Here is a 22,608-nt window from a genome sequence, read left to right as displayed (position 1 = left end):
ACTGCCGTCCTGCCAGATCACCAGCTCCACCGGCTGCTCCAGCACCGCACCGGCGGCAATGGCGGGGTCGGTGCTGGCCAGCTGCAGACGGCCGTGACACAGCGCGGACAGCCGTTCGGTCAGGGTAAAACGGACCAGAGCAAACACATCGAGGGGAAGTTCACCGACACGGGCGGTGAACTGCAATCCGGTTGCCTTGCGCATATCTTCAGTCCTTGAAGGTATGTGAACGGGTAAACCTCTGGCCCGGACCTTATCAGCATACTTCCGGCAGTTCCAGCCGCCACCCGCTATGTAACCTTTGGCTTCGGATTGCATCTGATTAAGTACAGGCCCACAAAGGCGTAATCCGTACTGTTACCGGAGGTGTGACATGTTTAAAGCGATATCCGTAACCGCGTGCTTGCTGGCAGCGTCGGTGGCGTTTGCTCAGAGCGACGGCAAGGTTGAACAAATGCCGCCAGACAGCCCCTATGTGCAAGTGAGTGATGTGCTGCCGCTGCCGGCGTTTCTGCCCGGCCTGGGCACCTTGTTTGTCAACCCCGATACCCTGCCGGCCGGGCCGTTTCTCGGCTACGACCACGATGGCAAGCTGTCGGCAACCATCTATATGACCCCATTGGAGGAGCTGAAAAACGGCGTCGCTTACGATGATCTGAGCGTCGGTCTGCCCGAGGTGACTTCGGTCGACATCTACTACAACGCGGGGCATCCGGGCGTCGAGGCACCCCATGCCCATGTGGTGTTGTACCACGATAATGATGCCAAAGGCCGGTTGGCAAAATGAAACTGCCCCGGCGGGATTTTCTGGTTATCGCGGGGAGTGCGCTGTTCCTTGCACACCTACCGGCCATCGGCGGTCGTCGGGTGGTAACGGTTGACATGCGGGGCACCGCGCGTGGCGAACGGGTCTGGTTCGACCCGTTCGGCCTGGCACTTGAAACCGGCGTGGCCGTCACTTTCGTGAATCGCGATCCGGGCAACTCGCACACGGTAACTGCTTACCATCCCCGGCTGTTCGAGCGCGTACGCCGCATCCCCGCACAGGCTGAGCCATTCGACAGCGGCTATTTGCTGCCCGGTGAGAGTTTTGAACTAACCTTAACGGTACCCGGTGTGTATGACTTTTACTGCATTCCCCACGAGCAGGCCGGGATGGTCGGCCGGTTGGTGGTTGGCCGCCCCGGCGACCCGGGCTGGGACGGCTCGGCCACGACCATGGGGGGGGATCACCGCTGACGTCGAGGCGGTGTTCCCATCGGTGCACAGCCTATTGGCATCAGGAGAGCGCAGAGCTCCGGAGCTGACATGAACTATACCGCTGACAACCCAGCGCTCAGGCGTGCGACTCCGGAATCGCCAGAGACCGATCTGGTGGAACTCGCGCGGGGCGGTGACGAAGCCGCGGTCCGGGAACTCATCCGGCGGATGAACCCCCGGCTGTTCAGGATTGCCCGGGGGATTGTGGATCGTGACTCGATTGCCGAAGAAGTGGTTCAGGAGGCCTACCTGATTGCGTTTACCCGCATCGACGAGTTTCGCGGCGAAGCAAAGTTCTCGACCTGGATTACCCGCATAGCCCTGAACGCAGCAAAAATGCGCTTGCGAAAAATCCGGCCCACCCAGGAGTATGATGCGGTGAACGAGGGGGCGCACGGAGACGCTGAGGTGCTTGTGTTTCCCGGCGCGAAAACGCCGAACCCGGAGATGGAGCATGGCCGGGCCCAGTTTCGTACGCTCATTGAGGCTGCGGTAGCCGAGTTGCCCAGTGCCTTGCGATTGGTGTTTGTGTTGCGGGAGACCGAAGGCATGACGGTGGCGGCCATTGCTGCGGATCTGGGAATCAGCGTCATCAGTGTGAAAACCCGGTTGTTTCGCGCCCGTCGCCAGTTGCGCGGCATTCTTGAAACCAAGGTGAAGGGCGGGTTTGACTCGATCTTTCCGTTTGATGGCCTGCGGTGCGCCGGCATGGCGGACTCGGTGGTGGAGATTCTGGATACGGTCGCCGATGCCCGTCACGACAAATGACGCGCCCTCAGCCGGCTGCGGACACTTCCAATCGGGGGTTGCGAGGATAGTAGCGCTCCGGCAGCCGTTCGATGTAGGGGAAGAAACGGGCGTCCTTGTAGGGCATTTTCATGAAACCGGAGACACCCAGGCCGCTGATCTGGTTCACCGCCGTGAGGATTTCATCGAGTCGCTGGCGGAACTCCTGTTCCCGTGTCGGGTCCAGCAGGCGGTACTGGCTGTGGATCTTGAGGTGCAGGGGCAGGGCTTCAAAAATGATCATCCCGGTGTGGTGGATGGTATTGAGGGCTTCCAGCGATCTGATGATGCTCTGCGGCAGCACCAGAAACTCTTCCGGGTCGGGGCCATCTTCGAAATAGGAATGGACGCGGGAGCGGTCTTCCACTTCCGGCACCGCGCTCACCTGGTAGGGCAAACGCATGTCCGGTGTGGCAACGAACGGCTGGTCGGGGTCGTCGCGCTCAATGTGCAGGGTGTCACGGGCATTGAACAGGCAGCTCTTGAAAATGCCGTGGCGGTAAATCGCCTGCGCAAGATGCACCATGTTGTTGACTGCAATGGTGAAAGCGGTTTTCAAACTGGCGTCGTGCAGGTTCAGGGAGGTATCCACATACACCCCGTCGGCTTCCCAGCGCACCGCGAGCCCGCCTTCTACCGGGTAGCGGCCCAGACGGCTGACCGCCGCGAGAAACGCCTTTTCCGTCTCTCCCATTCCTTGCATGAAATTCTTGTAGTAGCGGTCCAGCTGCACGTCGTTGACGTCGTTCAGGGTTTCCGCAGCGCCTTCCTGACGCAGGAAGGCTTTGCGTGAGCTGTACACCACGGTGTCGATTTCCCGGCCGGATTGCCGTGTCCAGATGGGCACCAACTGGGTCGGCGGGGGCTCGGGCAGATCGACCATTACGGTTCGTGCCATGCGCGGCATTTCCCGCAGATAGTAGTCGCCGGCACGGCGGCGCAGGATGGGGTCGGGGTCGAGCATGCCGTCGAGCATGCGGGCAAATTCCGAGGGTAACCCCAGCGATGTGGCGGGAATGGCCAGATGGCCGAAGCGGCAGGACTGTCCCGAAGCGAGTGCGTAGAGGGTGGCTGCGGCACCCTGCTCATCAAACCGTGGCGATGACAGACCGCCGTAAAGTTGTTCCTCACCGATAAAGTACACATCCCCCAGGCGGGCGTTGGTCTGCTGCAGGTTGTCGGACATCAGTTCCATCACGCTGGGGCTGAGGAACTGATTGTTGGCGTCCAGCTGCGCGAACACGGACGAGCCCCAGTCGATCAGGGCGATATTTTCCCGTTCCGCATCAAACACCAGATTGGAGGGTTTGATGTCGCCGTGCACGATGGGGCGTCCGCTGGTGGCAGATTCGCACCGCAAACTGCGGAGGATGTCGGCCAGCTGGTCGGCAATGCGCACGATCAGCCGGGGGCTCAGGCGACCCTCTTGCAGGGACACCTCTTCCAGGTTGAGCCCCGGGGCACGTTCCATCACCAGAATGGGCTGGTTGCGGGTGCGCTGGAAGGACACCAGCTTGGGCACCCGCGGATGCTCCACCTGTTCAAGAATATAGGCTTCATCTTCCAGCCGGTCCTGCAGGTGCCGGGGCAGGGTGATCCGTGTGAACTTGAACACATGTTCCAGATCACTGGTTCCTTCCAGTGGAAAACGACCTGCGAAAACAAAACCGTAGGCGCCTTTACCGATCATGCCGATATCACGGTACCCGAGCTGACGCAACTGGGTGGTACACAGTTCCACCCAGTCTTTCAGCTTTCTGGCATCGTCGTGGCTGAGCAGGTAAACCGACTGTTCTTCCGGTATATAGAACTGCTGCAGCTGTGCCGGCGGGCTGGACGGCGCCATGGGTCAGCCCATATGGAGCAGCATGGATTGCGGTGACTCCAGATACCCCTTCCAGAGGTTGCTGAAGCGGGCAATGGTGCCGCCGTCAATAATGCGGTGGTCACCCGCCCAGCTGATCGTCATGATCGACCGCTCCACCACCTGCCCGCTGGTATCGAAGCGGGGCAGTTTTTGGGTGCGCCCCAGGGCCACTATGGCCACTTCCGGGGCGTTGATGATCGGGGCGGCGTAGGTACCGCCCAGGGCGCCAATATTGGAAATGGTGATGGTGCCGCCTTTCAGGTCTTCCTGTCTGACCCGGCCTTCCCGGGCCGACTGCGTCAGACGCGCCACTTCATCGGCAATCTCCAGCAGCGTGAGCTGCTCGACACCCTTGACGTTGGGCACCACCAACCCGGATTTGCTGTCCACCGCCATGCCAATGTTGCACTGGGGCAAATAATGGATGGCGGTCACATCCTCATTGAGCTGACTGTTGAGAATGGGGTATTCCCGGGCGGCCAGCGCGATGGCTTTCATGATGAAGGGCATCAGTGTGAGGCGGGTGCCCCGCGCTTCCGCTTCCGGTTTGAGTTGTTCCCGCAGCTGCAACAAGTCGGTGACATCAATGTCTTCACTGAACACAAAGTGGGGTATGGTCGACGCCGATTCAACCATGCGCTTCGCCATGACCGCCTGCATACCCTTGATCGGCTCGACCCGTACTTCCTGATCCTGCGCAGCCGGACGGCGCCCTGCACGGGGACTGTCCGTGGGGCCGTCCGCCCGCGCGGAGCCATGGCCCTCAAGGCCGTTCAGGTAAGTGAGTACGTCCTCTTTCAGCACGCGACCCTGTTTGCCCGAACCGTCGATGGCCGACAGCGATACGCCATGTTCGCGCGCCAGGCGCCGGACGGCAGGGCTGGCGGGCACTTTTTGCCAGCTGTCGTCCGGAGCCTGTTGCACCGGCGGCGCCGGTTCGGGGTCAGCCTTCGCCCGGCTGTCGGCAGGGTCACCCGAGGCCGGTTCTGGTTGCTGTTGGGGCTCAGGGCTTTTCAGCATCTCGGCGTCATCGGGGGTTGCGGCTGCCGGGTGGTCGGGGGCCGGACTGTCCTCGCTTTCGTCCACCAGCTCAAACAAGGGTTCATGCACCCTGGCGATTTCGCCTTCTTTATAATAGAGGCGCGTGACCCGGCCTTTGTAGGGCGCGGGGATTTCCACCAGCGCCTTGTCGGTCATCACTTCGGCGACCGGCTGGTCTTCTTCGATCAGATCGCCTTCGTTCACCAGCCATTTGACCAGTTCGCACTCCACGATACCTTCGCCGATATCGGGCAGTATAAAATCACTCATGATGGTTCTCCTGTGGGGATATCGGCTCAGAAATTGACGCTGTCCTGAATGGCTTCATACACCTTCAGGTGATTTGGAAAGTGCTCTTTTTCCAGCACCAGCGGGAAGGGTGTATCCAGTCCGGTCACCCGGGCAATGGGGGACTCCAGATAAAGAAAACAACGTTCCTGGATAGTGGCGGCGATTTCGCCGGCAAACCCGCCGGTCAGCGGTGCTTCGTGAGTGACCACGAGGCGACCGGTTTTCAGCACCGAGTCCGCGACGGTATCCGCATCCCAGGGCAGGATGGTGCGCAGGTCAATGACTTCACAGGAGATGCCGTCTTTCTCCGCCATATCCACCGCCTTGCCAATGACCTCCATCTGGGCGCCCCAGCCCAGCACGGTCACGTCAGAACCTTCCTTGAGAACCTCCGCCTCGCCCAGCGGCAACTGGTATTCGCCATCGGGCACTTCGCCCACTGAGGCGCGGTACAGCCGCTTGGGTTCGAAGAACAGGGTAGGGTTGGGGTCATTGATGGCCCCCAGCAGCAAGCCCTTGGCCTGATGAGGATTGCGGGGCACCACAATTTTCAGACCGGGGGTGTGGGCAAAATAAGCTTCCGGTGACTGGGAGTGGTACAGCCCACCGGCAATACCACCGCCGTAGGGGGCCCGAATGGTGAGCCCGCCGACGTTGAAGAGGTCACCGGAGCGGTACCGGAACTTGGCGGCTTCATTAACGATCTGGTCGAACGCCGGGAAGATGTAGTCGGCAAACTGGATTTCAGCCACCGGGAACGACCCCTGGGCCGCCAGACCGTTGGCGAAACCAATGATGCCCTGCTCCACCAGCGGCGTGTTGAAGCAGCGGTCTTTGCCGTATTTTTGCTGCAGGTTACTGGTGGCACGGAATACCCCGCCGAAGGCGCCCACGTCTTCACCGAAACACAGCACGCGCTCATTGCCGGCCATGGCAATATCGAGGGCGTTATTGATGGCCTGCAGCATGTTCATTTTGGCCATGTCATGCACCTCCGATAACATGATCAGCGGACTTGGGGTACTCGTCCGGATATTTGCGAATGTGTGCTTTCAGCTTTTCATACTGGGCCTGCAGGGCAGGCGGCACTTCGTCGTAGACATCGGAGACCAGAGAGTCCAGTGGGGGTGGCGGGCGTTTCTGGGCCCGTTTCATGGTTTCCAGCACTTCGCGCCGCAACCGTTCCTGCAGCTCTTTCTCCTCGTCATCACTCCACCATCCGCAATTTTTCAGCCAGTGCTGCATGCGCAGAATCGGATCTTTCTCGCGCCAGACCGCTTCTTCCTCTTTACTGCGGTAGCCCGACGGATCGTCGGAGGAAGAGTGGGCGGCGAGCCGGTAGGTCATGGTCTCGATCAGCACCGGGCGGTTTTCTTCCACCGCCAGTTTGCGGGCGGCTTCGGTGGCCTGGTACACGGCGAGAATGTCGTTGCCGTCCACCCGGATAACATCCATTTTGTAACCAAAGGCGCGGGGCGCAATGCCATCGGCGGCAAATTGTTCGGAGGCCGGTGTGGAGATGGCGTAGCCATTATTCCGGCAAATAAAAATAGCCGGCACCCGGTGGACCGCGGCCATGTTAAGCCCGGCGTGAAAGTCGCCTTCGGACGCCGCACCTTCACCAAAATACACCACGGTGCATTGCCCGTCGCCGGCCATCTTCTGGCCGTAGGCGTAACCGGTCGCCTGGGGAATCTGGGTCGCCAGCGGGGATGAAATGGTCATGTAATGCAGCGTGGCGGAACCGTAGTGCACCGGCATCTGGCGGCCCTTGCCATAATCCAGTTCGTTGCCGAACAGCTGGTTCATGAATTCGTCAATCGTGAAACCACGGTAGGCCAGGGCACCTTGTTCCCGGTACTGGGCCATGATCATGTCGGCGTCGTCCAGCGCTGCGGCGCTGCCGACAATGGCGGCTTCTTCCCCGGTGGACTGCATGTAGAAACTCAGGCGACCCTGGCGCTGCGCGGCAAGCATGCGCTCGTCGAGAATGCGGGTGGTCACCATGGCGTGGTAGATGCGCAGGGCTTTTTCCTGATCTATATCCGGCGCTTTACCGCCTTTGTAGAGGGAACCGTCCTGTTTCAGCAGTTTGAAGGTTGGAATGCGGTATTCCGACCCGTCAGTAAATGCGGGTGTATACACGGTTTTGGATTTTGTTGTTGTCATAATCCTCTTCCTAGGGTGTTGGCTTGAGGAGCAGAAAGCCCCTTGTGAGGGCCTCGTCAATGTTCAGGAGTTCGAAGCATTTGTCTGTATTCCGGTGTTTTTCCAGAGTATAGAACGCTTTATATCACCCTGCAGGTAAAGCAGTGGTGCTCCCGATGTTGACCTTAACGTAAACGGAGGCATAAAGGTAGTGTCTTGATATCGGGCCCTGAGCGCCGGAATTGGTGAGGAATCCTTGCCGACCTTTCGCGGGCACGAGCGAGGGGGCTTGCTGTACGCCATCGTCGCGATTAGTTCCGCAACCAAAAACGGCTATCCGGTGTTTTGTAAAGCCGGCATGGTCTTGTCGGGCCTGGTTGCTGGCAAAGTGTTCCTGACTGATAGGGCGGGTCTGGAAGGGCTGTGGCTCGGTTTGCCACTAATGTCGCCAGCAGCCCGCCAGTGATATTATGCGCGCCGTCAACAGTCCGCCGGTCACCCTGGTGCTCTCTATGCACCTCACATCGGCGATCTATCCATTCACCAACCTGTCCGGCCGGCAATCCAACAGATCCTGCTGGCGGGACGGCCGGTTGTATTGCTACCACGTTTACCTCTGCGCTGACGCTGATGACACCCCGGGCTCTGGGGGGGCGACGGAAAGCGGGACAGTCGCGTGGTGCAAAAAAATCAGGAGATTCTATGAAGCGAGTTGTTTTCATTTCGCAGCTGGGCGAACCCTCGGTTTACAACACCGACGACTTCACCAGTATGTGTCCGTCGGGACTTGAGAAAGACTGGATCAAAGAACGGCTGCAACCGGTTGCCAACCGGTACAACTTTCAGCTGGAGAGTGTCGATGTGTGCCGCGGGGATGAACTGCCCGACGTGCACAGCGTAGACGCGGTCATTATCAGTGGCAGCCGCCACACCCCCACCGACAGTTACCCCTGGCTGGATACGCTGAAAAGCTGGTTGCTGGACTACCGCAAGCGCGCCCGTCCGTTGTTGGGGGTGTGCGCCGGGCACCAGTTGGTGTCGACACTGTTCGATGACGCGAAGCTCAGCGACAGGGACGATGGTTTGATGGCGGGTGCGTATACCATTGACCTGAACGAGCGGGGCCAGGCCCACCCCTTGTTTGCGGGCCTCTCCGCCAAGCCGACTTTTTTGTTTGCCAACTACATGCACATCACCCTGCCAGCGGCGGCCCAGGACAAAGTACTGGCTTCGGTCAGTGGCAGCCCCGCCATTGTCGTGGATCACGGTGACCATTGGTTCAGCAGCCAGTTTCACCCGGAATCCTGTGCGCAAACCTGGCGCTGCTATTATAAGCATGCCCCCGACGTGAACACCGACGCCTACGCGGGCAGCCACGACGGGGCGAAAATGATGGAAAATTTCTTCGCCATCGCTCAGGCGGCCACCGCCTCGTAAGGATGGGCGCGCGGAAGCCGCGCGGCCAGGCTGCCTCCGTGTCGGCGGCCGGCGCTTCCCCGGGCTGCTGTTGATGCATTTTCAGGCTGGATTGGCAGGACCCAGCTGGCTTGGTTGTTTTCCCGTCACCGGCCCTCAAGCCCCGTACCATGGCGCTTGAGGGCAGCTGTCCTCGTGCTGCCAACAAGCTTATCCACAGGAACTGTGGGTAACTTGACTGGATACCGGGGAATTCATCTGCCTACGGATCTCCGGTGGGTTGAGCAGCGTTTGCATTACACCGCGGCCGGCCTTCGCGGTGCTCACCAGGGCCTGTACCCTATACGGTTATGGCTCCGCGCCCGTCTCGATACCGACGGATAAGTGCATCTTCTGCAAACCGGTCGGCAACAACGCGCAGCGTGCTGGCCATGCCTGCACGGGGTGGTCGTGGTACAGGGTGGCGGACCGGTAGCAGCAGAAGCTGCCGGTGACGATGCTTACCCGCAAATGCTCGGCCAGGGCGGGCTTGGTCATGTCTGTTTTTGGGCGCACGGTTCTGCTCCAGACACTGGAATCTTGTTGTTCTGGCTGCGATTCCTGGCAGTGGGCGTGCCACTTGGCATGTTGGGGTTGCACTGGTTTAATGTGCTGACGGCTTAGTGACACAGGTAAACCGACCATCAATACTGACGCACGCTATATGGCCTGGCTGCTGGATTATCTGGCAAGCCTGGGAATCGATGCCGATGCACTGGCCCGGCGTCATGGCATTGATATCGGGCAATTGCATCAGACCGACGCTCGCATCAGTGCCGCGAGTCATCGGGGGGTGTTGCTCGAGGCGCAACAGCAGTGCCAGGGGCGATCGCTGGGGTTGCTGCTGGGGCAGCACCGCTCGATGGCGACCCTGGACCAGCTGGCCTACCTGATGATGAGCAGCGCGACCCTCAGGGAGTCCATCGCACAGGGACTGCGCTTTCAGAATTACCCGGGGCGTTTCTCGGGCTTTCAGCTGGTTACCGCCTTCAGTGAGATTGACGGACAGGGCTGCTACCAGATCCATGCCCACGACAGTCTGGCGGAACTGCGCCTGCTCGCCATTGAAGAATTGCTGGCCGCTATTGTGGCGACGTCCCAGTGGGTGCTCGGGCAGCCTTTGCCGGTGACCAGACTGAAACTGGATTATCCGGCACCCGCCCACAGCGACGACTACCCGCCCATTTTCAAGGCCCCGATCGAGTTTGACAGCGCCGCCAACCAGCTGTTTTTTGATGCCGCCATTCTCGACCGGCCGCTGCCCCATGCCAGTCCGCAAAGCGCCGCGCTCTACGCCCGCCTGTGTGAAGAAACCAGCATCAGCCGCAATCAGGGCGATATGGCCTGGCGGGTGGCGCAGATCATTTCCGCCAACCCCGCGGAGGCGCCGAGTCTTGAGGAGTGTGCCGCGAAGCTGCATTGCAGCGCCCGCACCCTGAGCCGCAAACTGCAGGCGCAGGGCTGGCAATACCAGCACCTGGTGGACCAGGTTCGGGAGATCCACGCCCGCCGCTACCTCAGTAACCCCCAACTGAGCATTACCTCCATCGCCCAACAACTGGGCTACGCCGACAATTCAGGGTTTCATCGCGCGTTCAAAAAATGGACCGGTCTTTCACCCAGCGAGTACCGCACCAAACTGTTCCGTTGACCCCTTGTTGGCGTGATCGGCCATGCAAGTGGCCGGATTTGCCATGCCTGGACGGCCGCGCTCATTTACTATCAGGTAATAAAAGTAAATAAGAGAGAACCGCAATGAAAAGATACGATGGTTTGAACCAGGCAATGGTCGAGCGCTTCGCACCCCAACCCGGCAAACGGCCCCTGCTGCCCGAGCTGAGCGCCAAGGCGCAGGTCGCCCTGATGTGTCGTATGTTGTTCAGAGAGGGCTGGAACGAACACATCGCCGGCCACATTACCTGGCGTCAGAGCGACGGCACCATTCTGACCAATCCCTGGGAGCTGGCCTGGGATGAACTCACTGCCAGCGATATCATGACCATTGACGCCGAAGGCAAGATCCTCGACGGCGAGTGGAATATCACCCCCGCGATCGGTCTGCATCTGCAACTGCACGATCTGCGCCCCGACGTCCACGTGGTGATTCACAACCACGCTCACTGGAGCGGGATCTGGGCGAACCTGCAGCGTACCCCGCCGATCTACGACCAGACGGGCGCGCACTGTGGCGTTGACTTGCCGGTATACAACGAATACGCGGGCACCTTCGAGGACGAAACAACCAGTCTGTCGGCCGTCGAGGCCTTGGGGTCCGCCAAGTGGGCGCTGCTGGCCAATCACGGCGCGCTGGTGGTGGGCAAAGACCTGCGCCAGGCGCATTTGCGCGCCATCACCCTGGAGTGGCGCTGCAAGCGTGCTTATGAGGTTGAGTTGATGGGCGGTGCCGAGCCACTGAGCGACGAGGCAGTCCAACAGGTCAGTATCAGCGACGAGCACGGTTTCCCGTTCTGCTGGGAAGCCATGGCCCGCCGTGAACTGCGTCAAGACCCGAGCATCATCGAATAGGAAGATAGCCATGAGCCTCACGGTAACACCCCTTGATAATATCGGCGTTGAAGTCAGCGGTTTTGATATCAACAAACCGATCCCGGACGCATTGGCGGCGGAACTCAAAGCGCTGTGGTATGAACATGCGGTGATCCTGATCCGTGGCCAGAAGGTCACCCCGGAAAGCCAGATCGCCTTCAGCCGCGTCTTCGGCCCGCTGGAAATGCACCCGCTGAAAGCGACCACCTCCGAAAAAAATCCGGAGTTGTTTGTGCTGGAGAACGGTGGCGATAAAGACAAATTCAACACCGCCTATTACAACGGGGACGAAATTGTCGGCCGCCTCGACTGGCATATGGATCTGCACTACACCGGCAAACCCAACCATGGTGCTGTGTTAACCGCGGTGACCGTAGCCGAGGAAGATGGGCTCACCGGCTTTGGCGATCTGGCCAAAGCCTACGATGCCCTGGACAGCGACACCCAGGCCTTGCTGGAAAAAATCGAAGTGGTCTACAGCTTTAGCATGCAACGCCGCCATATGCGTTACGTTAATCTTGATGGCTATCGGCCCGGCCCATACAGCCCTAAGAAGCCTTCCGACATCGGCTTTCCGGACTTTCCGGACGCGGCTTACCCGGCGGCGTACAAGCACCCGGTCAGCGGCCGAAAAATTCTCGGGGTGGTCGAGCAGTTCCTCGACCGGGTGGTCACACCCCAGCAGTTCGGGTTGTCCAACGACGAGTCCATTGAACTGCTGGAGCGCCTCATTGCCCATACCCGCAAACCGGAATTTCATTACTTTCACCGCTGGCAGCCGGGCGATCTGGTGCTGTGGGACAACTGGCGGGCCATGCACTGCACCACCGGAACCAAACCCGGTATCCGCCGGGTGATCAATCGCACCACCATCGAAGGCAACACCATGCTCGGCAGAGTGTTGACCACCGAGCCCTAGGATGCAGGCAGCGGCGGTCTGGTTGTTTTCGCACCACAGGCCGGCCAGGCCCGGCCTATGGTGCTTTGGGGCACCTGTCCTTACGCTGCCAACAAGGTTATCCACAGGTTTTGTGAGTAACTTGCATGGTCCCCGCCGGTATAGGCGGGGGCACAGGTTGCTGGCCTAGAACCAGAATGCAGACGTCGGCCGCTCCACATGGATACGGATCCCCAGACGTCTCAGGGTGGCCAGCAAGTGCCGGGTGTCGTCGGAATTGAGAAACGATGCCAAGGATATTTCCAGGTCGCGGTAAATGAGTACAAGCCGGGGGCGTGTGACCGAGGGAGGCGGCGGCTCGATCAGGGTTACCCGGGTGTGTTGACGGGGGAGATCCCATTCCATTTGTTTGTAGCGACGCCCTTTTTCAAGGTGCAGTGTCTCAGTGGAGATATCCAGGACCTCCTGCAGCTGACATTGCTGGGCGGTATAGTAAATGGCGTACCCCAACGCCGCCAGTTCCAGTCCTGCAAACGGCAGTACCACCCATGCGCCTGCCCAGGCGGCGGCGACGGCAATGCCCAGCGACAGACTGCTCAGGGCCAGCCAGACCCGCACATTCCCGCGCCAGCTCAGCGAGCGGTTGGGGGTCAGCAACAGGCGGGAGCCATGTTTGAGCCGGACGTGTCGGACCACGGCAATGCCCCTTCAGGGTGCGAGCGGAGCCGGACCGGGGCTGGCCGATACCCGTCCACGGGCATCAGTCCGGCGGTGTCCGGTGGCGGGCGCGCAGCACCACCGCGCAGATCGCCAGTGACAGCAACCAGAGGGTCGCCGGCTCCGGTACGCTGTGCACCAGTTCGATGTTCACTTCCCCGCCTGTGTGGATCAGGTTGGCAAAATTAACCGCGACACTGTGATCGCTGAAGGTGACCCTGTCTGCGGTAAACCCGGTCACGGTCGCCATGACGTCCACCCCACTGATCACCGCGCCCGGCATGCCGAGCCAGTCCAGATCCATAAATACCGGGCCATTAAAAGCGGCATCCAGCCACTGAATGGGGCCGTTGGCGGGGTCAAAAAATATGTGCAGGCTGGCGGCTTCCACATCCAGGGTGATGTCCTGGGCGGGTTCCAGCTGCGCGTCGGCGGGTCCGGCTTCCACGGTAAATGGCCCGAAGTGGGGCGGGACCGGACTGGCCTGATCGGGAAAGTACCACTGAATCTCTACTTCATCACCGATCAGCGATGCCGCCGCCGGCAGGGCCAATAACAACGTCAGGCAGGTGGTAAGCACAATACGGGGTAAGGGGTGATGTTGGCGCATGCTGTGGGTCTCCTGTGGGCCGGTCACCATTAAGTGTAGTTCAGGGACGCTGCGCGACCCGGGGATTTGCCCTTTTCCCGGTTGCGATTCATTGCTGCCCCGCTGTGGTAACCGCTACTGCGGCATCCGCTGATATTGTTCCGTGACATGGCGGGCAAACTGGTTCAGCATTCCAGCGTAGAATGCAGGTACAACCAAATACACCCCCAATGTCTGTCGGTCTACAACCGCAAGCAAAGAGTCAGCTTATGAACAGCGAATCCTTAGCAAGAGTACTGGAGCTGGATGGTGAGGAGCGGTATGACTATTTCCTCAGTCAAGTTCTGGAAGAGCGGGAAATCTGGATTCTGGTGAATGCCGAGAGCCGGTTCCTGAAAATTGAATCCGCAGAGGATGGTGTGGCCTACCTGCCCGTCTGGCCGGCGTCAGCATTTGCCGCCGCCTACGCCGGGGGCTCGGAGGAGCTTTCCCCGAAAAGCATTCCGGTACCTGATTTCTTCCGGAAATGGGTCCCGGGTCTGACCAGAGACGGCATCGCCGTCGGCGTGTTTCCGGGACAGGACAACGAACTGTGGATCACTGAACCCCACGAACTGAAAAACGACCTGCAGGAAGAGCTGTCCGGGTTGTAACGCAACCGGCTGTTGAGGTGAATCGATGAACGACGAGATTCGGCATATTGTGTGTCCACACTGTGACAAGGTAAACCGGGTGCCCGCAGCCCGTCTGACAGCGGGCGGGAACTGCGGCGCCTGCAAGCAACCCCTGTGGCCCGAGCCGGTGCTGGAATTGCACGGGCAGAATTTCGCGGCCCACACCTCCCGCAGCGATGTCCCGGTACTGGTGGATTTTTGGGCGCCCTGGTGCGGTCCCTGTAAAATGATGGCGCCGCAGTTCGAGCAGGCGTCCCGGGAATGGCACGGCAAGGTGCGGTTTGCCAAGCTCAATACCGAGCAACATCAGGGCCCGGCAGGGCAGAGTGGCATTCGCAGCATCCCCACGCTGATTCTGTACCGCAATGGCCGTGAAACGGCACGCCAGAGCGGTGCCCTAAACCAAAGCCAGATCCATCAGTGGCTTCACCAACAGGGTTGCTGAGCGGAGAGCTGCAAAGCGATGAAAAGTGTGGACACAGAAGCGGATCTGGTGGCGTTGCTGGAATGCAGCGCTGCGGTGTTGGTGCTTTTTGGAGGGGCAAACTGCGGCGTTTGTCAGGCCATCAAACCGCAATTGGCGCGACTGCCCCGGGATGGGTTCCCCGAACTGGTGACGGTTTATGTGGACTGTCAGGCTGCCGCTGCATCCCTGTGCGCGACCCGGGGTGTTTTTTTCGCTACCAGTGGTTCAGCTGTGGTTTGAAGGGCAGCGTTTCGGGGAGTTTGTGCGCGTGTTTTCGATGGGGGACCTCCGCGCCGCCATTGACCGGCCGTACCGTGTGGCCGGGTTGCAAACCCTTTAAACTGCTGACAGGCGGAGTCGCTCGGGAAGGACGGTCAAAATCCGGTCATTCGCGGCAAACCCGCGCTGCAACCGGTTTTACACCACCTGTCCTGTCGCTGCTAACACAGTTATCCACAGGTTTTGGGGGTAACTTGTGGGGCGGGGTGCAACCGCATTCAGTCGTTATCCTGTTGTTCCTGCGCTTCCAACTCCGCTTGGCGCTGGCGGATCTTGGCGAGCTTTTCTTCCGAAAGCGGCATGCTGTTGGCGGTATCCCGCAACATGAACAAGCTGCCGAGCACCAAGCCGATGGCGGCCAGAATAATAATCCATGCAATGGTGGGCATGTGGGTAATGTTCTCCAATCAGCGCTGTGTCCGTGGTCCAGTATAGCCGGTTCCCGGGCCGGCGGTGATCCGGGGCGGTGTTGCACAGCGGTTAATTTCCGGTCATATTCCCCCGGCGCCCGTCTCCCGTGGCCTTGCGCGACATGTCCTTGCGCTACCAACAATGTTATCCACAGGTTTTGTGGGTAACATTCCGGGAGAGATGACCGCAAAGGGGTTTCCCTTTTATAATCGCGTCTTACAGCTGCTCATTTGCTATGGTGTAGCGCTCACACTGAAAACCTATAAAAAGGAACCACGAATATGTTAACACGCCGGACCTTTTTGGCGGCCGCTGCCGCTTCTTTGCTGTTCAGCTCGGTAGCGACGGCGCAATACAAGGCTGAGTACACAGTTTCGACCGTTTTGCCCTCGGCGTTCCCCTGGGGGCAGGCGGCTGACAAGTGGGTTGAGCTGGTGCACGAACGCTCGGAAGGGCGCATCAACATGAAAATTTACAGCAACTCCCAGTTGGTGTCCGGTGACCAGACCAAGGAGTTTTCGGCCATGCGCTCCGGGCTGATCGATATGGCGGTGGGTTCGACCATCAACTGGTCCCCCCAGGTGCCAGAGCTGAACCTGTTTTCACTGCCTTTCCTGATGCCCGATTATGGCGCCATTGACGCCATCACCCAGGGTGAGGCGGGTGAGGCCATTTTCGCCGCCATCGAGAAACGCGGAGTGACGCCGCTGGCTTGGGGCGAGAACGGTTTCCGTGAACTGTCCAACTCCAAGCACCCGGTGACCCGGCCGGACGACGTCAAGGGTCTGAAAATCCGAGTGGTAGGTTCGCCGCTGTTCCAGGACACCTTCGCCACTCTGGGGGCCAACCCGACCCAAATGAGCTGGGCGGATGCCAAACCGGCGCTGACCACCGGCGCGGTCGATGGCCAGGAAAACCCGCTGTCGGTATTTGACGTGGCACGCATTGACCAGGTGGGTCAGGAACACCTGACTCTGTGGCATTACATGGCCGACCCGCTGATTTTTGCGGTAAGCAATCGGGTATGGAACCAGTTCAGCGCCGAGGATCAGGCCTTGCTGAAACAGGCCGCCATCGATGCGGGTGAGTGGGAAATCAAAAAATCCCGCGCCGAAGTGGCCGACACCCTGGCGGCCATTAAAGCCCGTGGCGTGCAGGTGACCGAACTGACGGACGAGCAGCGTCAGGCCTTCGTTGACGCCACCCAGCCGGTCTATGAAAAGTGGACCAAGCGTATTGGTGAACAACTGGTGCAGCAGGCGCAACAAGCCGTCGCCGACAGCCAGCGGTAACACCCATCTGTTGATGCACCCACCGCCGGCCGGTGGGTGCTGTATTTCAAACCGGAGTTGTTATGCCTGCCCGACCCCCGAAGTTCAGGCCGGAAGCCTGGTTGGCTTCCCTGTCGTTGATTGCCATTTGTGTGTTCAGTCTGGGCAATGTGATTGTGCGTTATGCGACCAATGCCTCGTTTGCCTTTACCGAAGAATTTTCCGTGTTCTTGCTGGTGATGCTGACGTTCGCTGGTGCAGCCGTTGCCGCCCGGCACAATCAGCACATCCGTATTGAGCTGGTCGAGCACTACCTGCCCAAACCGCTGCGTAACCTGCTGTATGTGTTGCAGTGGCTGGCGGGGGTTGTCGTATTCGGATTGACGGCCTGGTACGGAGGCAAGTTTGCCTGGGAGGAATACCAGTGGGAGTCCCTGTCCGCCGGGTTAGGCCTGCCGAGCTGGATATACGTGATCTGGCTGCCGATACTGGCCGGCGTCCTCATTATCCGGCTGACCCAGAATCTGATCGATCGCCTGCGCGGCAAAACAGACCCGGAGGTGATTCATGAGTCCTGATCTGCTGCTGGTGGGCAGTTTTTTGCTGGCGTTGTTACTGGGTGTGCCGGTGGCGGTGGCTCTGGGGCTAAGTGGCATTGTGGGCATTCTTGCGGGGCTGTCGCCGGACATGCTGGCCACCTTGGGGACCAACACCTACAACAGCGTGGCCAAGTACCCGCTGATTGCCATACCGCTGTTTATACTGACCGGTCTGATTTTTGAGCGGGCCGGGGTGGCGGCCAGTCTGGTGCGTTTTGCCCAGGCGATTATCGGCCCGCGCCACGGCAGCCTCACGGTGGTGGCCGTGCTGGTGTGTCTGATCATGGGGGGCATGAGCGGTTCCGGCCCGGCGGATGCGGCCGCAGTGGCCATGGTGATGCTGCCCAGTATGCGTAAGGCGGGTTACCCTCAGCCGTTTTCGGCGACCCTGATTGCGGCGTCCTCGTCGACCGCGATACTGATTCCGCCGTCGATTGCCCTGATCCTCTATTCCATCGTGGTACCCGGGGTCGACCTGCGGGCGTTGTTCGCCGCAGGCTTGTTCCCGGGCATTCTGGCAGGCCTGTCGCTGCTGGTACCGGCCTTGTATCTGGCCCGCAAACACCGCTGGGAAGACCCGCAACACGCCGAGCGGCCACCCTTCTGGCCCAGTTTCAAGGCGGCTTTGCCCGCGTTGTTCGCGCCGGTGATTATTCTGGGCGGGCTGCGCTCGGGCCTGTTCACACCCACCGAGGCGGCGGTGGTGGCGGTGACTTATGGCATCATCGTTGGTTGCCTGGTGTACCGCAACCTCAGCCTCCGCAGCCTGTTTGAATTGATCACCGATGCTGCGGTCACTTCCGGGGTGGTGATGGTCATTATTGCCATGGCGGGTATCTTTGCCTGGGCAGGCACCACCCTGGGCACCTTCCAGCATCTGGCGGACGCCTTGTTATCCTTGTCCAGCAATGGCTGGGTGTTGCTGGGACTGGTGATGGTGCTGGTATTGATCGCCGGCATGTTGCTGGATGCGGTGTCCATCTACCTGATCATCATCCCCATAGTGTTGCCATTAATGAATCATTTCGGCTGGAACCCGGTCTGGTTCGGCATTCTGCTGGCGATGAACATCGCCATCGGCCAGTTCACACCACCGGTTGCGGTCAACCTCATGGTTACCACCCGCATCGCCAACATTCGTCTGGAACACACCATAGGCTGGGCGCTGGTGTTTATCGCGGCCATGGCGGTGAGCCTGCTACTGGTTATGTTGGTGCCCGCGATTGCACTCTGGCTGCCCGAAAAAATGGGATTCGTGGTGGGGCCCTGGTAGTTGGAGTCTGTCCTGATTAAAATCACGCCATTGGGCGCCGGTCCCCGTCATGGCTGGCTTGCAGCCGGATGTCCCGGGGCGGCGCACAGAGTTATCCACAGGTTTTGTGGGTAACTCGTTGACGGGTGACGGCGTGCGGTCCCCGGCGGGGATAAGGTTCGGCGACGAATTGTGTTACCTTTCCTCTGGCGGGCAAGCGCCGCAATTCACCACCGTAGGAGGAGTACAGCCATGCTGACCAACCCCCTTGTCGCCAGCCGCCGCGAGCGGTTACGGATGAGCATCCTTGTGCTGCTGGCGTTGCTGCTGAGCGGCTGCGGTATCAACAATATACCCACCTACGATGAACAGGTGAAATCGGCTTGGGCGCAAGTGGAGAACCAGTACCAGCGGCGCGCCGACCTGGTGCCGAATCTGGTGGAAACCGTCAAGGGTTTTGCCCGTCAGGAACGGGAAACGCTGACCGCAGTGATCGAGGCGCGCGCCAAGGCCACCTCGATCCAGGTGGACGAGACTATCCTCGATAGCCCACAGCGGTTGCAGCAGTTTCAGCAGGCTCAGGGCGAGCTGAGCAGTGCGCTGAGTCGGTTGATGGCAGTGTCGGAACGCTACCCCGAGCTGAAATCCAATCAGAATTTTCTGGCCTTGCAATCCCAGCTGGAGGGCACGGAAAACCGCATTGCGGTCGCGCGGCGGGATTTTATTCAGGCCGTGCAGCGTTACAATACCGAAATTCGCACTTTCCCCGGCCGCTTGTGGCACAGCTTCCTGTACAGCGATATGGAGTTGCGCGCCAATTTTGAGGCCACCGCGCCCAATGCCGGGGAAGCCCCCGAGGTGGAGTTTTAATGGTTAGCCGCTCCATACGATGGCTGACCGTCATTCTGTTGACGATGTGGTTGCCAACCCCGGCGCAGGCTCAGGCAGGGCTCGAGTTTCCGGAGCTGACCGGTCGGGTGGTGGACCGGGCCGACCTGCTGCCTGCCAAGGTGGAGGCCAGACTGACTCAGCTGTTGGCTGCCCATGAACAGGCCACCACCGAGCAGGTGGTCGTGGTTACCTTGCCGGATCTGCAAGGGCAGGGGATCGAGAGTTTCGGTTATCAGCTGGGCCGGCACTGGGGCATTGGCCAGCAGGGCGAAGACAATGGCGTCTTGCTGATCGTCGCCGAAGCCGAGCGCCGCATTCGCATCGAAGTCGGCTACGGGCTTGAGGGGCGGCTGACCGACGCCGTGGCCGCTACCATCATCAATCAGGTGATCACGCCCGCCTTCCGGGCAGGGGACTTTGCCACCGGCATTGCCAACGGTACGGAAGCCATCGTGCAAGTATTGGGGGGCGAGCCCCTGGCGGTGTCCCAACCGGTCAGTCGCGCCGATAAACCCCATCCGGGTTTGGCGCTGTTGTTTTTCATCATAGTGCTCATGAGTTTTTTCGGCGCTATGGGGGGCGGTGGTCGCGGCCGCAAGGCACTGCTGGGCGGTTTTCTGGCCGGCAGTATGATGGGGGGTGGCCGCGGTGGCGGTTTTGGCGGCGGCGGCTTCGGCGGTGGCGGCGGAGGTTTTGGCGGTGGGGGTGCGTCCGGAGGGTGGTAACCCCGGGGGCGCCTCCTTCTGAATCAATAAGGTCTGTATACCTATGGCGTTATTAACCGAGAGTGAACAAAAAAAGGTGGCCAACGCCATCGCCGCGGTGGAGCGCGAAACCGACGCAGAGCTGGTGACGGTGCTCGCCGCCAGCTCCGATAATTACGCCTACATCCCCGTGTTATGGGCCGGCATAGCGGCGCTGCTGATACCTGGCGTATTCAATTACTTTACCGGATGGCTGGGGGTGAACGGCTTGCTGACCGCGCAGTGGGGTATTTTTGTGGTGTTGGGCCTGTTGTTCCGCTTCACCGGCCTGAATCATTGGCTGGTGCCGCGCGCAGTGCGTTTCTGGCGGGCGTCCAACATGGCACGGCGGCAGTTTCTGGAGCAGAATCTGCACCACACCGCAGGTGCTACAGGGGTGCTGATTTTCGTCTCCGAGGCGGAACGCTACGTGGAAATACTGGTGGATCAGGGGGTATCCGCCAAGCTGGACAATCGGGTGTGGGAAACTATCGTGACGGACTTCACCAATAAGGTACGCCAGGGCCGTACCCTGGAGGGCTTCATAGACTGTATCCAAACCTGTGGTGAGCACTTGAAAACCCAGTTGCCTGCCACCAGAGAGAAGAACGAATTGCCCAATCACCTTGTAATGTTGCCATAAGCAAGCAGCCCCCGTGCTGAGCGGCGCTCCTCAAGAAAACCCAGTATCCGAGCCAGGACCCAACCACCTATGACCTGCCCAACCTTAATCACTTCGGGGGTAACCCGATGAGAGCCATGTTACACGGTTATCTGAACTCTTCGCTGATCCTGCGCGTCAGCATCGCTTTGGTGCTGGGCATTGCCGTAGGGCTGCTGGGCGGCCAACCCGTGGCGGACTGGTTGGCGCCCTTTGGTGACCTCTTGTTACGTCTGCTGAAGTTCCTGATCGTCCCCATCGTGCTGTTCACCCTGATGGTGGGGATCAATCAGGCCAACATCGGCAGCATGGGGCGCATTGGCCGCAAACTGATGAGTTATTACGTGGCTTCGTCGGCGCTGGCAATAGTGGTCGGTCTGGGGGTCGCGAGCCTGCTGAAACCGGGCAGCGGCATGGTGCTTGACCAGGGTGCAACGGTGAACGTGCCGGACAACCCCGGCCTGATCAATGTCCTGCTGAATATTGTTCCGGACAATCTGTTTACCGCGTTCACCGAGCTCAACCTGCTGGGCATTATCTTTATCGCCATCGTCTTCGGTATCGCCCTGCTGAAATTACGCGAATCCGACACCCATGGCGCACTCGGAGAACACCTGTACCGGACCGTCGAAGGACTGAGCGAAATCACCCTCAAGGTGATGGCGGGAGTGTTGCAGTATGTGCCCATCGGCGTGTTTGCCATCGTCGCCAAAACGGCAGGGGAGCAAGGCGTAAACACTATCCTGGCGCTGGGCGATATGGTGATGGTGCTGTATATCGCGCTGGCGGTGCATCTGCTGGTTTACTGCGTACTGATGCGGGTGTGGGGGGCTGCCCATACGCAGCTTTTTCCGTGGTGCGCGCACCCCCATGGCCACCGCCTTTGCCACCCAGAGCAGTTCGGGTACCTTGCCGCTGACCCTGAATGCCGCCCGCACCATGGGGGTTCCCCAGAAAATTTATGGTTTCAGCCTGCCCTTTGGGGCCACCATCAATATGGATGGCGCCGCCATCCGCATCGCCATTTCTGCCGTATTTGCCGCCAACGTGGTGGGAATGCCCATGGACCTGGTCACCATGGCGGAGATCGTGCTGATCGGTACCTTGACGTCGATCGGCACCGCCGGCGTGCCCGGTGCGGGTATTGTGATGATCGCGACAGTGTTTGCGCAGGTGGGGCTGCCGATTGAGACCGTTGCCCTGCTGGTGTCGATCGATGCGTTGGTGGGTATGGGGGCCACCGCCCTCAACGTCACCGGTGATCTGGTCGGCACCACCGTGGTGGCCCGCTCCGAAGACAAGCACGAAGCGCCGGCGCCGGCCGGCTCAACGGGTGGAGTTGTGGTAGAGTCCTGATAAAGCTTCCTGCATTTGTGGAGGTCGTTCATGGACGTGAGTTCAGGAAAACTGATTGTGTTTTATGATGGCGCTTGCCCGGCCTGCATTCGTGACCGGCGCTGGTATGAGAAACTGGCAGGCAAAACCGGCGAGTCGGTTGAGTGGCTCGATATAACCGGGCGCGACGAAGAATTGCGCCGTGAAGGCGTGGTACCGGAACGGGCGTTGCGCGAGTTGCATGTCAAAGATGCCGAAGGCCGGATCCACCGGGAAATGGATGCCTATATTCTGCTGATGTCGCGGGTTACCGCCCTGAAGCCGCTGGCATGGCTGATTGCCTTGCCGGTGATTCGTCCCACTCTGGCCTGGCTGTATCACCGGTGGGTCACCCGTCGTCTTGGCCCCGAAACCTGATTGCCGTTTC

27 protein-coding genes and 2 pseudogenes are annotated in these 22,608 nt (G+C 60.0%); 20 read left to right on the top strand and 9 right to left on the bottom strand.

Annotated features, from left to right (window positions below; all coding sequences use genetic code 11):
* Positions 1-204: pseudogene (locus BG841_RS17005) on the bottom strand (hypothetical protein); the annotation flags it as partial.
* Positions 205-373: 169 nt separating this feature from the next.
* Between BG841_RS17005 and BG841_RS02275 the strand changes: the two are divergent.
* The 3 genes from BG841_RS02275 (at position 374) to BG841_RS02265 (ending at position 2,028) form a co-directional block, all read left to right on the top strand.
* Positions 374-787: a hypothetical protein gene (locus tag BG841_RS02275; RefSeq protein ID WP_070056172.1), complete on the top strand. Its 414-nt coding sequence runs from the start codon at positions 374-376 to the stop codon at positions 785-787.
* A complete protein-coding gene (locus BG841_RS02270) occupies positions 784-1,239 on the top strand; it encodes a plastocyanin/azurin family copper-binding protein (RefSeq protein ID WP_083260157.1) in 456 nt (151 codons plus the stop codon). The genes BG841_RS02275 and BG841_RS02270 overlap by 4 nt, the downstream gene beginning before the upstream one ends.
* A gap of 69 nt (positions 1,240-1,308) precedes the next feature.
* Positions 1,309-2,028, top strand: coding sequence for an RNA polymerase sigma factor (locus BG841_RS02265; RefSeq protein WP_070056171.1), 720 nt, complete (start codon positions 1,309-1,311; stop codon positions 2,026-2,028).
* A 7-nt stretch (positions 2,029-2,035) separates the two neighbouring features.
* Here BG841_RS02265 and BG841_RS02260 read toward each other — a convergent pair whose 3' ends face one another.
* Genes BG841_RS02260 through BG841_RS02245 form a run of 4 tightly spaced genes read right to left on the bottom strand, consistent with a single transcriptional unit; the run spans position 2,036 to position 7,414 of the window.
* Positions 2,036-3,892 carry a protein kinase domain-containing protein gene (locus BG841_RS02260; RefSeq protein ID WP_070056170.1) on the bottom strand — a complete coding sequence of 619 codons (1,857 nt, stop codon included), beginning with the start codon at positions 3,890-3,892 and terminating at the stop codon, positions 2,036-2,038.
* Between the two features lie 3 nt (positions 3,893-3,895).
* Positions 3,896-5,224, bottom strand: a complete 1,329-nt coding sequence (locus tag BG841_RS02255; protein ID WP_070056169.1) for a 2-oxo acid dehydrogenase subunit E2 — start codon at positions 5,222-5,224, stop codon at positions 3,896-3,898.
* Between the two features lie 26 nt (positions 5,225-5,250).
* Complete coding sequence (locus BG841_RS02250; RefSeq protein ID WP_070056168.1) at positions 5,251-6,228, bottom strand: alpha-ketoacid dehydrogenase subunit beta; 978 nt, start codon at positions 6,226-6,228, stop codon at positions 5,251-5,253.
* Between the two features lies 1 nt (position 6,229).
* Positions 6,230-7,414: a thiamine pyrophosphate-dependent dehydrogenase E1 component subunit alpha gene (locus BG841_RS02245; protein WP_070056167.1), complete on the bottom strand. Its 1,185-nt coding sequence runs from the start codon at positions 7,412-7,414 to the stop codon at positions 6,230-6,232.
* 268 nt (positions 7,415-7,682) lie between these two features.
* On the opposite strand from BG841_RS02245, the gene BG841_RS16800 reads away from it, so the two are divergent.
* Both BG841_RS16800 and BG841_RS02240 read left to right on the top strand, forming a co-directional pair.
* Positions 7,683-7,859, top strand: a complete 177-nt coding sequence (locus BG841_RS16800) for a DUF2339 domain-containing protein (protein ID WP_141737048.1) — start codon at positions 7,683-7,685, stop codon at positions 7,857-7,859.
* A 236-nt stretch (positions 7,860-8,095) separates the two neighbouring features.
* Positions 8,096-8,830: a glutamine amidotransferase-related protein gene (locus BG841_RS02240; protein WP_070056166.1), complete on the top strand. Its 735-nt coding sequence runs from the start codon at positions 8,096-8,098 to the stop codon at positions 8,828-8,830.
* 327 nt (positions 8,831-9,157) lie between these two features.
* Here the strand turns inward: BG841_RS02240 and BG841_RS02235 are convergent, their stop codons facing one another.
* Complete coding sequence (locus BG841_RS02235) at positions 9,158-9,364, bottom strand: hypothetical protein (RefSeq protein WP_141737047.1); 207 nt, start codon at positions 9,362-9,364, stop codon at positions 9,158-9,160.
* Positions 9,365-9,512: 148 nt separating this feature from the next.
* Between BG841_RS02235 and BG841_RS02230 the strand changes: the two genes are divergently transcribed.
* The 3 genes from BG841_RS02230 to BG841_RS02220 all read left to right on the top strand — a co-directional run bounded on the left by BG841_RS02230 (position 9,513) and on the right by BG841_RS02220 (position 12,314).
* Positions 9,513-10,499 carry an AraC family transcriptional regulator gene (locus BG841_RS02230; protein WP_228141574.1) on the top strand — a complete coding sequence of 329 codons (987 nt, stop codon included), beginning with the start codon at positions 9,513-9,515 and terminating at the stop codon, positions 10,497-10,499.
* Positions 10,500-10,603: 104 nt separating this feature from the next.
* The gene (locus BG841_RS02225) at positions 10,604-11,374 is read left to right on the top strand and encodes a class II aldolase/adducin family protein (protein WP_070056164.1); all 771 of its coding nucleotides are present in this window, start codon (positions 10,604-10,606) and stop codon (positions 11,372-11,374) included.
* A gap of 10 nt (positions 11,375-11,384) precedes the next feature.
* On the top strand, positions 11,385-12,314 hold the full coding sequence (locus tag BG841_RS02220) for a TauD/TfdA dioxygenase family protein (RefSeq protein ID WP_070056163.1): 930 nt from the start codon (positions 11,385-11,387) through the stop codon (positions 12,312-12,314).
* A 165-nt stretch (positions 12,315-12,479) separates the two neighbouring features.
* Here the strand turns inward: BG841_RS02220 and BG841_RS02215 are convergent, their stop codons facing one another.
* Together BG841_RS02215 and BG841_RS02210 are read right to left on the bottom strand one after the other, a co-directional pair.
* Positions 12,480-12,989, bottom strand: a complete 510-nt coding sequence (locus BG841_RS02215) for a DUF2244 domain-containing protein (RefSeq protein WP_070056162.1) — start codon at positions 12,987-12,989, stop codon at positions 12,480-12,482.
* Positions 12,990-13,053: 64 nt separating this feature from the next.
* Positions 13,054-13,620 carry a PEP-CTERM sorting domain-containing protein gene (locus BG841_RS02210; protein WP_158007587.1) on the bottom strand — a complete coding sequence of 189 codons (567 nt, stop codon included), beginning with the start codon at positions 13,618-13,620 and terminating at the stop codon, positions 13,054-13,056.
* 248 nt (positions 13,621-13,868) lie between these two features.
* Here BG841_RS02210 and BG841_RS02205 point away from each other — a divergent pair, with 248 nt between their 5' ends.
* The 3 genes from BG841_RS02205 to BG841_RS02195 are packed head-to-tail and all read left to right on the top strand — an operon-like array spanning position 13,869 to position 14,979.
* The gene (locus BG841_RS02205) at positions 13,869-14,252 is read left to right on the top strand and encodes a DUF2750 domain-containing protein (RefSeq protein ID WP_070056160.1); all 384 of its coding nucleotides are present in this window, start codon (positions 13,869-13,871) and stop codon (positions 14,250-14,252) included.
* A 25-nt stretch (positions 14,253-14,277) separates the two neighbouring features.
* Positions 14,278-14,718 carry a thioredoxin TrxC gene (gene trxC / locus BG841_RS02200; RefSeq protein WP_070056159.1) on the top strand — a complete coding sequence of 147 codons (441 nt, stop codon included), beginning with the start codon at positions 14,278-14,280 and terminating at the stop codon, positions 14,716-14,718.
* Between the two features lie 18 nt (positions 14,719-14,736).
* Positions 14,737-14,979 carry a hypothetical protein gene (locus BG841_RS02195; RefSeq protein ID WP_228141573.1) on the top strand — a complete coding sequence of 81 codons (243 nt, stop codon included), beginning with the start codon at positions 14,737-14,739 and terminating at the stop codon, positions 14,977-14,979.
* 257 nt (positions 14,980-15,236) lie between these two features.
* Here BG841_RS02195 and BG841_RS02190 read toward each other — a convergent pair whose 3' ends face one another.
* The gene (locus BG841_RS02190) at positions 15,237-15,407 is read right to left on the bottom strand and encodes a DUF2897 family protein (protein WP_070058648.1); all 171 of its coding nucleotides are present in this window, start codon (positions 15,405-15,407) and stop codon (positions 15,237-15,239) included.
* Positions 15,408-15,710: 303 nt separating this feature from the next.
* On the opposite strand from BG841_RS02190, the gene BG841_RS02185 reads away from it, so the two are divergent.
* From BG841_RS02185 to BG841_RS02150, 9 genes and pseudogenes are all read left to right on the top strand, one after another.
* A complete protein-coding gene (locus BG841_RS02185) occupies positions 15,711-16,721 on the top strand; it encodes a DctP family TRAP transporter solute-binding subunit (protein WP_070056158.1) in 1,011 nt (336 codons plus the stop codon).
* Positions 16,722-16,783: 62 nt separating this feature from the next.
* Complete coding sequence (locus BG841_RS02180; RefSeq protein ID WP_070056157.1) at positions 16,784-17,278, top strand: TRAP transporter small permease; 495 nt, start codon at positions 16,784-16,786, stop codon at positions 17,276-17,278.
* Positions 17,268-18,572, top strand: coding sequence for a TRAP transporter large permease (locus BG841_RS02175; protein WP_070056156.1), 1,305 nt, complete (start codon positions 17,268-17,270; stop codon positions 18,570-18,572). Before BG841_RS02180 ends, BG841_RS02175 begins: the two co-directional genes overlap by 11 nt.
* Positions 18,573-18,848: 276 nt before the next feature.
* The gene (locus BG841_RS02170) at positions 18,849-19,421 is read left to right on the top strand and encodes a LemA family protein (RefSeq protein ID WP_416202624.1); all 573 of its coding nucleotides are present in this window, start codon (positions 18,849-18,851) and stop codon (positions 19,419-19,421) included.
* Positions 19,421-20,167, top strand: coding sequence for a TPM domain-containing protein (locus BG841_RS02165; protein WP_070056154.1), 747 nt, complete (start codon positions 19,421-19,423; stop codon positions 20,165-20,167). Before BG841_RS02170 ends, BG841_RS02165 begins: the two co-directional genes overlap by 1 nt.
* 43 nt (positions 20,168-20,210) lie before the next feature.
* On the top strand, positions 20,211-20,828 hold the full coding sequence (locus BG841_RS02160) for a TPM domain-containing protein (protein ID WP_070056153.1): 618 nt from the start codon (positions 20,211-20,213) through the stop codon (positions 20,826-20,828).
* Positions 20,829-20,935: 107 nt separating this feature from the next.
* Positions 20,936-21,607: pseudogene (locus tag BG841_RS17515) on the top strand (dicarboxylate/amino acid:cation symporter); the annotation flags it as partial.
* A gap of 109 nt (positions 21,608-21,716) precedes the next feature.
* Entirely contained in the window at positions 21,717-22,202 is a 486-nt protein-coding gene (locus BG841_RS17510) for a dicarboxylate/amino acid:cation symporter (protein WP_265733878.1), read from the top strand.
* Positions 22,203-22,232: 30 nt separating this feature from the next.
* Positions 22,233-22,598 carry a thiol-disulfide oxidoreductase DCC family protein gene (locus tag BG841_RS02150; protein ID WP_070056152.1) on the top strand — a complete coding sequence of 122 codons (366 nt, stop codon included), beginning with the start codon at positions 22,233-22,235 and terminating at the stop codon, positions 22,596-22,598.
* Positions 22,599-22,608: the final 10 nt, after the last annotated feature.

It is taken from the genome of Marinobacter sp. X15-166B (assembly GCF_001752365.1).
GTDB lineage: Bacteria > Pseudomonadota > Gammaproteobacteria > Pseudomonadales > Oleiphilaceae > Marinobacter.
This window is presented reverse-complemented; position numbering and strand designations above follow the sequence as displayed.